Origin of the sequence: Labrys sp. (in: a-proteobacteria), from assembly GCF_047605565.1 — a bacterium.
Classification (GTDB): domain Bacteria; phylum Pseudomonadota; class Alphaproteobacteria; order Rhizobiales; family Labraceae; genus Labrys; species Labrys neptuniae.
In genome coordinates, this window is the sequence record NZ_JASGFM010000007.1 from 1 (window position 1) to 13,518 (window position 13,518).

The following is a 13,518-nucleotide window of genomic DNA, read 5'->3' on the forward strand; positions in this document are numbered from 1 at the left end:
TCGTCGCCGCCTGGACCAAGGTCATGAACGCCGATCGCTTCGATCTCGTCTGATCCCGACAGGGAGCGGCGCACATCGGCATGCCGCCGCGCCGTTCCCTCCCCCGCAGGCCAGACAACCTCAGCAGAATTCAGATGAAACCGCGGCGGATGCCATATTGGTCGAGCTTGCGGTAAAGCGTGGGACGGGAAACGCCAAGCCGGCGCGCCGCCCGGCTCAGATTGCCGTCCTCGGCCGCCAGGACCTGGCGGATCGCCTGGCGTTCCGCGTCCTCCAGCGTTCCCATCCCCGCCGCGGGCAAGGAAGCCGGAGCGTGAGCGTCGCCCTCGCCCCGGATGATCTCCGCCGGCAGGTCGGCAAGGCCGACGCTGCCGCCATGGCTGAGCACATGCAGCTTCTCGACCAGATTGCGCAGCTCGCGCACATTGCCGGGCCAGTGATAGGCCATGAGATGGTCCAGCGCCTGCGGCGTGAACACCAGCGGCTCCATCTGCATGCGGGTAGCGATCTTCTGGTTGAAGTGATCGAGCAGCAGCACGATGTCCTCTCCGCGCTCGCGCAGGGGCGGCACGCGGATCGACACCGTGCTGATGCGATAATAGAGATCCCGGCGGAAGCGCCCGGCCTCCACCTCCTGCTTGAGCTCGCGATTGGTCGAAGCCACCAGCCGCACGTCGACCGGCCGGCGCCGGCTGTCGCCGATACGGGTCACCACGCGGTCCTCGAGCACGCGCAACAGGAAGGGCTGGATATCGAGCGGCATTTCGCCGATCTCGTCGAGGCTGAGCACACCGCCATTCGCGAGCTCGAACACACCCGGCTTGCCCTCGCGGCTGGCACCGGTGAAGGCGCCGGGTGCATGGCCGAACAGCTCGCTGCCGAAGAGCTCACGGGTGATCGCCCCGCAATTGAGGGCAATGAATGGCGCGCTCGTGCCCGAGCGGCTGCCTTGCTGGAGGAGCCTGGCGAACAGCTCCTTGCCGACGCCGGTCTCCCCTTCGATCAGCAGGGATGTGACGTCACTGGATTGGGACACCCGGCAGGCGACGTCGACGGCTGCCCGCAAGGCAGGGCTTTCGCCGACGATGGCGGCCCGGGCCTCGTTGAGACGCGTGGATGCCGGATTGACGGCTGGCACGAGGCTCGGCGCCGCAACGGGCGGAAACACCAGCGCCGCTCCCCGCAGATCTCCATCCAGCTCCAGCCGGTTGACATGGCAGGTCTGGAATTCCTGCGGCAGCTGGCTGACCAGCCCCTCCAGGCTGTCGGCCCCCGTCAGTTCGACCAGCCTGCGGGCCGGGGCGCCCGAGAAGGAGGCGAGGAAGCCCCCCTCGATCGGCCTGGGCAGGTTGGCCTTGTAGATCACCCGGCCATGGCGGTCGACGATCATCAAACCGTCGGAACGGCGATAGCGCGGCGCCGAGGTGATGAAGGCTTCGAGCAGGCGCGTGCGCTCCTCGCTCTGCTGGTCGGCCAGGGCTTTTTCGATTTCGCGCGCGGCCGCCGCGACCAGAGCGGTGTTGTGGGGCCTGAAGATGTCGGGATGGCCCGAGAGGTCGACCACGCCGATGATGCGCCCATCGAAGGGATCGCGCACCGGGGCACCGGCGCAGGTCCACGCCTTGATGCCCGCGCAGAAATGCTCGGCCGCATGTACGAAGACCGGTTCACCGGCCCACAGCGCCGTACCGATGCCGTTGGTGCCCACGACATCCTCGGTCCATTTGCCGCCAATCGCCAGATGGATATCCATGCCGTCGCGCAAAGTGCGTTCGTCGCCGACCGTATCGATGAGGGTGCCCTCGCCATCGGCGAGAACCAGCATGGCGCCGGTGCCTTCGAGCAACCGGCCGATCGTGAAGAAGGACCGGCGTGCCGCTTCCAGGAGCTCGCGGTTGAGGTAAGCCAGGTGCTCGACCTCGTCCCGCCCGCCCCTGAGGGGCGCTTCGTTCTGCTGTGCATCGATGCCGCCGCTCGCACAGCGGTGCCAGGAATCGCGGATGAGGGAGCGGACCGGCGAACGCGCACGATCCCTGTCCGAAGCGCCGGAGAGCAGATTCTCCCAGGCCCGCATGGTCCGTCGTTCGTCATAGTCGAGGTTTGCCACGGACAGGCTCTGCGTCTGCCGGCCGGGCGGGGCAACGCTGGTGCGGATGTCGTCCAGATCGATATCGCGTGTCATGCGTGCTTCACATCGCTTTCTCGAGTAGCACCTCTAGTTCACGGGAGTTCCAATCGGGCGGCAGCGATAGTGCGAGGCACGGAATGCCAGCGCCATGCCGCAGGTCGTAAGAGCATCAGGAATGCACCGTCCTCGCAAGGTCCGTGGACACGGCGAGAACGGAGCTCCAGATTCATTCCAGATCCAGCCGGCGGCCGATCTCGGCAACAAGCCACTCTTCAGTGTGGTCGCCGGACAAGGTCTGGTTGTCGAGACCGGCAAGCAGGGTTGCGATCGGCTCATCCAGGGGAGCGAAAAAGCCATTCTCGCTGGTTGCCAGCACGAAGACCTCGCCGCCGTCCCGAGTCGTGATCTGGCCGAGATGGTGCAGCTGGCGACTGGTGTTTTCATCCACCATGATGACGCGGCCGTTGAGGCTGACGCGTATGCGGGCAAGTGGCTCCTCAGAGGGAGCGCCTGCGCTCATGTCATGGAAGATCAGCCCCTTGGGCTGCGGTTTCGGCTTGGCGACCTTGCTGGCGGAATAGGCACCGGCGCTGAACTGATCGGCAAGACGCGTGATGGTCGTGCGGTTCTCCGACAGAAGCCTGCGCAACGCGGCATCCTCCCGGCGCGGGCCATCCCGCTTGGAAATGATCTCGACCACGAACTCCTCCCAGATTTCATTGGCCAGAACGGCGGCATTTCATGCTCTGCTGCGAGCATATTCTTTTTCCGGCCACCTCACCAGCATGACCTTATAGGCCCGATTTTCTGGCTTGGGGTAGTAGAGGAGTACGACAAAGACCGGCAGGTTTGTGCTGCGACACCCAATGCGGGCCCGCTTCCGACCCAGACAATTTCGGCAAGCCGGCCACATTGGAGGAGGCCCCGACATGCGGAGCGCTCACATCTTCAAAGGCAACTTTCGTCAAAGACCACACGCCGGGCCAGAAGCCGGGAACGTCAAGAGGGCGAGCCACTCTCAATCCCGTTTTGAAGAAGCTCGGCCGCCGCAATACGCCTGCGGTAATGTTCCGTCCCCTGGACGATCTTGTCCATAAGCGCATCCAGCGCCCAGAATCGTTCGCGAATATCGAAAGTCACGGTCCGGCTGTCGGTGCAGGAGAAAGTGCCAATGCGCTGATGATAAAGCTTTGCCAGTTTCGGATACCCCATCGGCTCGGCCATTGCGGAGAGTGCGAGATAGACCGAGAGCTCATCGGCGAGGGCCGGATTGTCCGAGCTCTTGATCAGCAGCCATTTGTAGAGATCGGGATGGAAATTGGTAAAAACCCCGGTGAAACCGCGCGAGCCCGCCTTGATCGCGTCGAAAGCAATCGCTGCATTGGCATTGATGATGGAAAGCGGCGTATCCTTGGTGAGCTCGATGCGCCGCCTGACCGTATCGAGGTCGCACGACACGTCCTTCAAGATGACAAATCTGCCGCTATGGGCGCAGAAGGCCAGCTCATCATCCGTCAACAGACGGCGATAGGGAGCAGGACATTCGTAAAGACCCAATGGCATGTCCTTCGGCAGCCGCAGCAACAGCCAATTGAGATCGTCGATGAATTTCGTGCCGCCCTCTTTCTTGGCATCCAGACGGTTGGTGACGAGAACGATGCCGTCTACCCCTGTTGCCGCGATCGCGGTGAGTTCGGCGAGCTGATCATCGAGATCTTCGCTCACATGGCCCGATGCGATGACGGGGATCCGGCCTGAAGCCGCCTTCTTCACGAAGGCTGCGAGCTCGACACGCTCCTCCAGGCTCAGGAACTGCATTTCGCTGGATTGGCAAACGGCAAACAAGGCATCCGAGCCGTTTGCGACATACCATTCCACCAGATTGGCCACGCCCGCATAGTCGATCTTCCCGCTCGGCGTGAACGGGGTGATCATCACGGGAATGATGCCCTCGATTTTCTTGGTCATTTTGTGTTCGGCCTGGGTGTTTGTCTTGGACTCAACGAGGTTGGATCGTCAGTTTTAAACGGCTCGACATCGGCGACATTCGGGGAGGCTGATCCTACCCGCAGGACGCCGACATCATACCGGGCTCCCCTGTTCAGGTCCGAACAGAGGAGATCGTCGCGCTGAGCGGCTGGCTGTCCGAAACCCTTTTGATGAAGAGCACCAGGACGAATGCAAGAAACGCGGCTGCAGCGATCGCATAGAGACCATAGGCCTCGATGCCGGACCAGGTGATGGCTCCGGTACGGACGTTCGGAGCGACGAAGCCGCCCAGGGCGCCCAGGGAATTGATCACCGCAAAGCCGCCGGCCGCCGCCGCGCCGCCCAGATATTGCGTCGGGAAGGTCCAGAAGATCGGCTGCGCCGTCATGATGCCCATGGTGACAAAGCAGAGCGCCGCAATCGCCAGCGCCGGGCTGGCATGCGCAGAGGCCACCAGGCCGAGCGCGATCGCCGCCAGCGAAAACAGCAGGCAGATTTGACGCCGGCCCGAGCGCACCGCCCAGTCCGGATAGAAGAAGCCCGCGATCAGGGCACAAATCCACGGAATGGCCGAAATGCAGCCCACCAGCAGGCCGACCTTGACCCCGAGCAGGGCCGCAACCTGTGTCGGCAGATAGAAGGCCACGCCAAGGCCGGTGATCTGGATCAGGAAATAGATGGCGGCAAAATAGAACAGGCGCGGATTGCGAACGGCACGCGCAAAATCGATCTCCCCGCTATGGGCCTTTTCGGACTGCTCCGCGGCAAGCGCGGCCGTCAGGGCCTGGCGTTCGTCGGCAGGCATCCATTTGGCTTCGGCCGGCGTGTCGGTCAGATAGAAATAGGCCCAGATACCGACCAGAACGGTGATGCCTCCCTCGATCAGGAACATCAATTGCCAGCCATGGAGGCCGAACAGGCCGTCCATATCGAGGAACAGGCCGGATATCGGACCGCCGAAGATCAAAGCGAGCGGACTGCCGAAATAGAAGATCGCCAGGATTTTTCCGCGGACTTCCTTTGGAAACCAGAGCGTCAGATACAGGATTGCGCCGGGGAAAAGGCCGGCCTCGGCAGCGCCCAGGACAACGCGGATCAGCGAGAATGTCGTGTCGTTGTAGGCGAACATCATCAGCCCGGAAATGATGCCCCAAGTCACCATGATGCGGGCCAACCAGCGGCGGGCTCCGACCTTGTGCAGCATGAGGTTGCTCGGCAATTCGAAGAGGGCGTAGGTGAGGAAGAAGACACCTGCGCCAAAGGCGAAGGCCGCTTCGGTCACACCCGTGGTCGCCTGATAGGATTGCTTGGCGAAGCCGATATTGACCCGATCGAGATAGGCCAGCAGATACATCAGGATCAAGAACGGCAGGATGCGCCATTTCGCCCGAGATATGGCGCGGTCGAGCGATGCCCGATCGGACCTGTCGCGGCCGGCCAGGTGGGCCTGGCCATTGTTCATAGTCATCATAGTCTCCGTCCCATTGGCCTTTCCCATGTGGCCGGTTCTGTTTTAAGTCGGGTAATCTTCCGAAAGGTCCGTTTGGGGGCTGCCAGGATGCGCGGTCTGGCCCTGCCCTCGAGCCAGACGCCTATCTCCGGCTGCACCGGCTTGCGCGGCGCAGTTCGCTTCGGCCGCAGGCTCGGAGTGCCGACGAGGCAAGTGCGCAATGGCAACCGTCGTGGCTGCGCCACGGCCCGGCTCCGCCAGGCCTCAGACAACCTTTCCAGGGTTCAGCAAACCGCGAGGATCGAGAGCGGCCTTGATCGAGCGCATGAGCTCGAGCTCGGCCGGCGAGCGCGTGTAAGGCAGGAACTTCTTCTTTTTCAGCCCAATGCCGTGCTCGGCCGAAATGGTGCCGCCATGGCTGCGCACGAGGTCATAGACGATGTCGTCGATCGCCTCGTAAGGCTGCTGCGCCGCGCCGGGAACGCAGGCGATGATGTGCATGTTGCCATCGGCAATGTGGCCGTAGAAGTAGCTCTCGCACCCCGGCAGCTCACGCGCCAATCGTGCGCGGCAGGCCCGGGCATAGATATCCATGTCGGCAACCGGAAGGCCGATATCGAAGGAACTGTGCGGTCCCAGCACCTGCCTGAATTCGGCCGCCGCGTCTCGCGCGCCCCAGAATGCCTTCACGTCGCTCAGCGATTGCGCCACTGCCGCATCCTCGATGATGCCAGCTTCCATCTGGTTCTCGAGCAGGGCATCGAAGCGGGCCTTTTCGTCCTCATGGGTGCCCATGCCCTCGACGAGCACGTAGAAGGCATGTTCGCCGGAAACCGGACGGCGGATGTTGGGAACGCGCTGGGTCGCCACCTGCCAATAGTCGGGCCACATCACCTCGAAGGCCGACAGGGTCGGCCCCAGCCAGCGGCGGGTGCTGCCGAGAAACGAGAGAACCTTGTCGTAGCTGCCAAGGCCGCACAGGGCCGCCATCACGCAATTGGGCTTGGGATGCAGGCGCAGCACGGCCCGCGTCACGACGCCGAGAGTGCCTTCCGACCCAATGAAGAGCTGTTTGAGATCGAAGCCGGCATTGTTCTTGATCATCTTGTTGAGGCTGGTCATCAGCGTGCCGTCCGGCAGCACGACCTCGAGCCCGAGCACCATGTCGCGAGTCATGCCGTAGCGGATGACGCGGTTGCCGCCGGCATTGGTACCGATATTGCCGCCGATGGCGCAGGACCCGCGGGCCCCGAGATCCAGGGCAAAGAAGAAACCGGCATCGTCGGCCGCCCGCTGGATGGCCTCCAGCGTGGTACCGGCTTTCACGGTCATGGTCGCCGCCGCCGCATCGATCTCCTCGATGCCCACCAGCCGTTCGAGCGACAGGGCGATGGCGCCTTCGATAGGGCGGCTACCGCCGGCCAGGCCCGTCAGCCCACCCTGCGGCACGACAGCGATACCGTGACGCGCGGCAATCCGCATCGCCGTCGCAACGCCCTGGGCATCGGACGGCCGGACCACGGCCAGCGGACGGACGGGTCCGAGCGTGCTCCAGTCCTGGAGATTGCGTTCGGGAATATCGGCACCCGAAAGCACCACGGCAGGCCCAAGCGCCTCCTCCAGCGCACGGATGGCCTCGGCGGAGGCATTTGTCGACATCTTAGTAAGCATGAGCCCTGTCCATCGGCAGGGCGGAGTGAACCGCCACGCCCGTCCGCTCCTCGCGGAATTTCACCTGTTCGCGCACCACCGCCAGAGCGGCGTCGCGCATGAGACCGACATCGCTTGCCACCGGGACCAGGCGATAGCCGGCCTCGATGAGGGACTGCCAATTTGCACCGGCGCTCGGGACGGTGCCCATCGGCTTGCCGCTGGCAAGCAGCGCCTTTTCCGCTTCGCTCACCAGGACACGCACTTCCGGCCTGTCGAGCTGCTCCAGCATGCCGATCGAACCGGCCATGTCGTTGACCCCGAGAAACGGCACGTCGACGCCCTCGACGGCACAGATCTCGGCGGCACGATGCACGGCATCGGCGGATTCGAGCTGGATGACGATCAGGAGTTCTTCATTCGCCCGCGCCATGTAGTCGGCGACCTTGCCGAAGGTCGAGGCACGCACCAGCGGCGCCGCATAGCCGCGCCGTCCCTGCGGCGGGTAACGGCAGGCGGCGACAGCTGCCCTGGCCTCCTCGGCCGTCTCGACCGATGGGATCATCAGGCTGTTGGCGCCGGCGTCGAGCAAGCGCTTGAGGATAATCGGATCGTTCCACGGTACACGCACGATGCAGGGCGTGCCGCCTTCGGCCGCTCGAAGCATGTCGACGGCATCGCGCAGCTCGCCCAGGCCATGTTCGAGATCGAGGATGAGGAAGTCGAAACCCTGATGCGCCAGGATTTCGACATTGGTGGCGCTGCCAGTCTCCACCCAGGCGCCGAACAGGGCATCCCCCGCCGCAAGGCGTCGCTTCAGCTGATTTGGCTTGAACACTTTCCTCTCCCGTCGGGTGGCACGAGGCCTGTTGATGGCCGGCTTCCCGGATGCTGAGCCAACCAAGGCTGCCCGCAACTTAGACGCCTCCCTATCTGAAGTACAGTACCTCAGTAATTTTTGTTGCTAGCGCCTGCACCTCGGAGAATTTCACTCCCCATTGCCGGTGCGGGCTGTATCTTGCATACTGGAAAGCTGGAATCTGGGAGAACCGCCCATCGTGTCGCTCGCTTCATCCGCAGCCCTGTCGATCGACCGACCGCGCTCGCTGACGACCACCGTGGCCGAAAGGTTGCGCCAAGCCATCATCGATTCTGAATTGCCGCTCGGCAGCGAGCTTTCCGAACTCGGTCTGGCCGCCAAGCTCGGCGTCAGCCGCACACCGGTGCGCGAGGCCCTCTCGATGCTGCAATTGCAGGGAATGGTGAACATCGTGCCGCAGAAAGGCAGCTATGTTTTCTTCCCCACGGAGCAGGACCTGGTGGACCTTTGCGAATATCGCATCCTGCTCGAATGCCGGGCCGTCAGTTTCGCGCTGGCCCGCCGCCGTGCCGAGACGATCGAGATGCTGAATGGCGCCAAGGCGGCCATGGACGAGGCCAGGGCCAAGGCCGATCCCGTGGCTTATTCGCGGGCCGACACCGTGTTCCACGAGGCCTTCATCCGCAATTGCCGCAATCGCTTCATCGAAGACGGTTACGCCCTCGTCTCCGGCCCCATTGCGACGTTGCGCACCCATCTTTCGGTACCGCTCGCCGGCGTACAGGACCGCTCCTACATCGAGCATCAACAGATGATGTCGGCTTTCGAGAGAGGCGACCTCGTCGAGCTCGATTCGATCCTGGTCAATCATATCCTCAACACGCGGCACTCCTATGTCCGCGCCTTGCAGGAAGGCCTGATCGGCACTAGCGCCCGACACGACTAGGGCGCCGGCCACCTAGAACGTCTTGGCGCCGTTGACCGGCAGGCGGACGCCGTAGAGCGACGTCGTCCCGCAGATATAGAGATAATTGCGCTTCAGCCCGCCGAAACAGACATTGGCGACCACCTCCGGCACGAGGATCTTGCCGATGAGGCTACCGTCGGGATCGTAGCAATGCACGCCGTCGCCGGCGCTGGTCCAGATGCGGCCCTGCGTGTCGAGGCGCAGGCCATCGAAGAAGCCGGCTGTGCAGTCGGCAAACAGCCCCTTGTCGACGAGCGCCCCGCTCTCCCCCACGGCGAAACGGCGAATATGGGCCGGACCGTCCGGCAGATGGCTGCGGCCGGTGTCGACGACATAGAGCAGCTTTTCGTCCGGAGAGAAGGCGAGACCGTTGGGCTGGACGAAATCGTCCGCCACCACGCTCAGCTTGCCCGAGGCATCGAGACGGTAGACGCGATTGGCACCCTGCTCGCTGTCGGCCTGGTGGCCTTCATAGTCGGAATCGATGCCGTAAGTGGGATCGCTGAACCAGATATCGCCATTGGACTGCACGACCACGTCGTTGGGGCTGTTGAGGCGCTTGCCGTCATAGCGGTCTGCCAGCGTGATCACGCGACCATCGATATCGGTGCGCGAAACGCGGCGCCCGCCATGCTCGCAGGTCACCAGCCGGCCTTGCCGATCCACGGTGTTGCCGTTGGAATGGCCGGCAGGATGGCGGAATACCGAGACCGAGCCGCTGCATTCGTCGAGGCGCAGCATGCGATCATTGGGGATGTCGGACCAGACCAGCGAACGGGCTGCCGGGAAATAGGCCGGCCCTTCGGCCCAGCGGCAGCCCGTATACAACCGATCGAGCTGTGCAGTGCCGACGAACAGGCGCCGGAAGCGGTCGTCGAGAATTTCGAAACAGGACATCGTCACCGTCACCTCCGCAAGGGCGCCGCTATCGCGTTGTGGTCGGGCGCTTGACCACGTGACATATTGTACCTTAGGTTCATCGGCAAGCAGCCTGCGTTGGCAGGCAAGAAAAACATCAGAGCACTGAACCGGAGGACTCCCATGAATTCGAAGCTGGCCTTTGTCGTCGCGCCGATGCTGGCGCTCCTGCTGGGAGGCCCCGCGCTTGCCGACACGTCGGGCAAGAAGATCGCTCTTTCCAACAACTATGCCGGCAATTCCTGGCGTCAGGCCATGCTGCAGAGCTGGGACAAGGTCGGCAAGCAGGCCGTCGCCGACAAGGTGATCGCCGCAGCCGATGCCTTCACCACGGCCGACAAGGAAGCTCCGACCCAGGCCGCCCAGATCCAGAACCTCATCCTGCAGGGCTATGATGCCATCGTCATCGATGCCGCCTCCCCCGAGGCCCTGAACGGCGCGGTCAAGCAGGCCTGCGATGCCGGCATCGTGGTCGTGGCCTTCGACGGCCTCGTCACCGAACCCTGCGCCTACAAGGTAACGGTGGACCTCGCCGAGACTTATGGCGCCGAACAGGTCCGCCAGGTTGCCAAGCGCCTGCCCAATGGCGGCAATGTGCTCTATGTGCGCGGCCTGGCCGGTACGAGCATCGACGCCGACATCACCAAGGGCGTGGAAGCCGAAATCAAGAAACATCCGAACCTGAAGATCGTTTCCGAGGTCAACGGCAACTGGGACCAGACCACGGCGCAGAAGGCGGTGACGACGGTCCTGCCCTCGCTGCCGCAGATCGCCGCGGTGATCGACCAGGGCGGCGATGGCTACGGTACGGCGCAGGCCTTCAAGGCCGCTGGCCGGCCCCTGCCGCTGATCATGCTCGGCAACCGCCAGGACGAGCTTGCCTGGTGGAAGGAGCAGGGAGGCGCCAGCGGCTACGACACCTGGTCGGCCTCCGAAGCACCGGGCATGGTGACCTTCGCCTTCTGGGTGGCCCAGCAGGTCCTCGACGGCAAGAAGGTTCCCAACGAGGTGCCGATGGGTATCCTGACGATCGGGGCGAGCGAACTCGACAAATATCTCGCCGATACGCCGGCCGGGGGCGTGGCCAATCGCGAATACGGCCAGGACGAAGTCGCCAAGGCCATTGAGGCGGCCGCGAAGTAAGCGGCCGGGATGCAAGGCGGAGATTCATCGGTGACGCAAAAGCCTTCCGATATCGTTCGCCTCGACGGCGTGACCATGCAGTTCGGCACTGTCTGTGCGCTCGCCGGGGTCGATTTCACTGTCACCCCCGGCGAATGTATCGGGCTCGTCGGCCATAACGGCGCCGGCAAGTCGACGCTGATGAACGTGCTGGCGGGTACCCTGCCGCCTACCTCGGGCAGCATCCGGATCTCGGGCCGGCAGCAAATCGGCTATACGGTGACGGCAGCCAATGCCCTCGGCATACGCTGCGTGTTCCAGGAATTGTCGCTCTGCGCCAATCTCACCGTGGCCGAGAACACCCGCGTCAATCACGGCGCGCTGCGTGGCTTGGGTTGGCGACGCCGGGCCGGCGCCCTGATCACGGCCAAGCTCGACGAGATCTTTCCCGGCCATGGCATCGCCGCCGGCGACGTGGTGGAGGATCTCTCGATCGGCCGCCGGCAGATGGTCGAAGTGGCCCGCGCCTTCACGGTGACGGACGCACCGCTCCATCTCATCATTCTCGACGAGCCGACCTCCTCGCTCGACAGCCATACGGCGGGCCAGCTCCTCGCCTATATGCGCGCCGCAGTGGCAAAAGGCCTGAGCTGCATCCTGATCTCCCACATGCTCGGCGAGATCCTCGACAATGCCGACCGCATCGTGGTCATGCGCGATGGCGCCGTAGTCGCCAACGGGCCTGCGCGTGAGTTCGATCGCGACAGGCTCGTGAGCGCCATGGGCGCCGAACATCGGCAAGGCAGCACCAGCATTCAGGCGCCATCGGCGCATGGTGAGGTCTGCGTGCGCGTGCGGCCTGCCGGTGACGGATCGGCCATCGAGCTGCTGGCGCGCCGGGGCGAGATCGTCGGACTGGCCGGCCTGGCCGGCCACGGCCAGACCCGGATGCTGATCGACATCTTCGCGGCGAAGGGCGGACACAGCTCCGGCATCGAGGTCACCGTGCCCACGGCCCTGATCGCCGGCGACCGTCAGCGCGACGGTATCTTCCCCCTCTCCTCGATTGCCCGCAACATCGCCATCGGCTCGATGCGCGCCCTCCGGCGCGGCTTCCTGATCTCCCGCAAGCACGAAGACGAACTCGGCGAGACCTGGCGCAAACGTATGCGCATTCGCACTCCGGCCATGACCGATAACATCCTCACCCTTTCGGGAGGCAATCAGCAGAAAGCCCTGTTCGCGCGGGCGCTCGCCTCGGATGCACGGATCGTATTGATGGACGACCCCATGCGCGGCGTCGACATTGCCACCAAGCTCGAGGTCTACGATCTCCTGCGCGAGGAGGCTCGCAAGGGGCGTACCTTCCTATGGTACACCACCGAAACGGAGGAACTGGAGAACTGCGACCGGGTCTATGTTTTCCGGAACGGCAGCATCGTCGCCGAACTCGCCAGCCACGAGATTACTGAAGAGAAGGTCATCCAGTCTTCCTTTACGGAGGCCGCATGAGCCTTGCTTCCCCTGTCCCCGCTTCGGCCCGCACCGCCACCTGGCGTCCGCTCCTGCGGGCGGTGTTGCCTGCGATCTCCCTCTTCCTCGTGCTCGGCGCGATCGGCTGGCTGAACCCGCGCGCCATCAGCTATCTCGGCTTTAACCTGATGCTGAACCTCGCCGTGCCGCTGGTGCTGGTCACCATCGGGCAGATGTTCGTGATCACCGTCAATGATCTCGACCTGTCGCTTGGCTTCTTCGTCAGCTTCATCGGCTGTGTCACCGCCACCTGGCTGGTGCAGGCGCCCCTGCTGGGCACCGCGGTGATCATCGGCGCCGTCGTCGTCTATGGATTGATCGGAGCTCTCATCCATCTGCGCAACCTGCCATCCATCGTGGTGACGCTCGGCATGAGCTTCTTCTGGCAGGGTGCAGCCATCCTGCTGCTTCCCACGCCGGGCGGCAAGGCGCCGGACTGGCTTCACACGGTGATGACCATCAAGACGCCCTACGTACCGATGCCGATCGTCGCCGCTGTCGTCATCGCAGCGCTGGTGCATTGCGGACTGAAGCGCACGGCTTACGGCGCCATACTGCGCGGGGCCGGCGGCAATGCCGCTGCCATCCGGCGGGCGGGCTGGTCGCTGCTGAAAATCAAGATCGTGGCATTCATGCTGGCGGGCATGTTCGGTGTCCTGTCGGGCTTGGCCCTCACCGGCCTGTCGACGGCGGGCGATGCCAATATCGGCAATGGCTACACGCTGCTCTCCATCGCCGGCGTCATCCTCGGCGGCGGCGAATTCGTGGGCGGGCGCGTGTCGCCCGTCGGCGCAGTGATCGGCGCCCTGACGCTCTCTCTCGCCTCCTCCTCACTGCTCAGCTTCATGCATGTCCCGCCCGATTGGCAGGTCGGCGCCAACGGCGCCATCCTGATCGTCATTCTGGCGGCGCGTGCGCTCATCGCGAAACGAGAGGCCTGA

The 13,518-nt window shown here is 64.0% G+C and carries 11 protein-coding genes; 4 read left to right on the forward strand and 7 right to left on the reverse strand.

What is annotated here, in order from left to right; all coding sequences use genetic code 11:
• Positions 1–130: 130 nt before the first annotated feature.
• The 6 genes from QM672_RS09050 to QM672_RS09075 form a co-directional block, all read right to left on the reverse strand.
• Entirely contained in the window at positions 131–2,182 is a 2,052-nt protein-coding gene (locus QM672_RS09050) for a sigma-54-dependent Fis family transcriptional regulator (protein ID WP_415082067.1), read from the reverse strand.
• Positions 2,183–2,354: 172 nt separating this feature from the next.
• A complete protein-coding gene (locus QM672_RS09055) occupies positions 2,355–2,828 on the reverse strand; it encodes a hypothetical protein (RefSeq protein ID WP_311939414.1) in 474 nt (157 codons plus the stop codon).
• Positions 2,829–3,127: 299 nt separating this feature from the next.
• Positions 3,128–4,096, reverse strand: a complete 969-nt coding sequence (locus QM672_RS09060) for a dihydrodipicolinate synthase family protein (protein WP_367625879.1) — start codon at positions 4,094–4,096, stop codon at positions 3,128–3,130.
• Positions 4,097–4,229: 133 nt separating this feature from the next.
• Positions 4,230–5,585: an MFS transporter gene (locus tag QM672_RS09065; RefSeq protein ID WP_367625878.1), complete on the reverse strand. Its 1,356-nt coding sequence runs from the start codon at positions 5,583–5,585 to the stop codon at positions 4,230–4,232.
• Positions 5,586–5,831: 246 nt separating this feature from the next.
• On the reverse strand, positions 5,832–7,238 hold the full coding sequence (locus QM672_RS09070) for an FAD-binding oxidoreductase (protein WP_415082071.1): 1,407 nt from the start codon (positions 7,236–7,238) through the stop codon (positions 5,832–5,834).
• Entirely contained in the window at positions 7,228–8,055 is an 828-nt protein-coding gene (locus QM672_RS09075) for an HpcH/HpaI aldolase family protein (RefSeq protein ID WP_367625876.1), read from the reverse strand. The genes QM672_RS09070 and QM672_RS09075 overlap by 11 nt, the downstream gene beginning before the upstream one ends.
• A 220-nt stretch (positions 8,056–8,275) precedes the next feature.
• Between QM672_RS09075 and QM672_RS09080 the strand changes: the two genes are divergently transcribed.
• Entirely contained in the window at positions 8,276–8,983 is a 708-nt protein-coding gene (locus QM672_RS09080; RefSeq protein ID WP_311939429.1) for a GntR family transcriptional regulator, read from the forward strand.
• A gap of 12 nt (positions 8,984–8,995) precedes the next feature.
• Here QM672_RS09080 and QM672_RS09085 read toward each other — a convergent pair whose 3' ends face one another.
• The gene (locus tag QM672_RS09085; protein ID WP_415082280.1) at positions 8,996–9,901 is read right to left on the reverse strand and encodes an SMP-30/gluconolactonase/LRE family protein; all 906 of its coding nucleotides are present in this window, start codon (positions 9,899–9,901) and stop codon (positions 8,996–8,998) included.
• A gap of 144 nt (positions 9,902–10,045) precedes the next feature.
• On the opposite strand from QM672_RS09085, the gene QM672_RS09090 reads away from it, so the two are divergent.
• From QM672_RS09090 to QM672_RS09100, 3 genes are read left to right on the forward strand one after another with little or no spacing between them, the layout of a single operon-like run.
• Complete coding sequence (locus QM672_RS09090; RefSeq protein WP_415082073.1) at positions 10,046–11,065, forward strand: ABC transporter substrate-binding protein; 1,020 nt, start codon at positions 10,046–10,048, stop codon at positions 11,063–11,065.
• A gap of 30 nt (positions 11,066–11,095) precedes the next feature.
• A complete protein-coding gene (locus QM672_RS09095) occupies positions 11,096–12,556 on the forward strand; it encodes a sugar ABC transporter ATP-binding protein (protein ID WP_394315049.1) in 1,461 nt (486 codons plus the stop codon).
• Complete coding sequence (locus tag QM672_RS09100; protein WP_415082076.1) at positions 12,553–13,518, forward strand: ABC transporter permease; 966 nt, start codon at positions 12,553–12,555, stop codon at positions 13,516–13,518. The genes QM672_RS09095 and QM672_RS09100 overlap by 4 nt, the downstream gene beginning before the upstream one ends.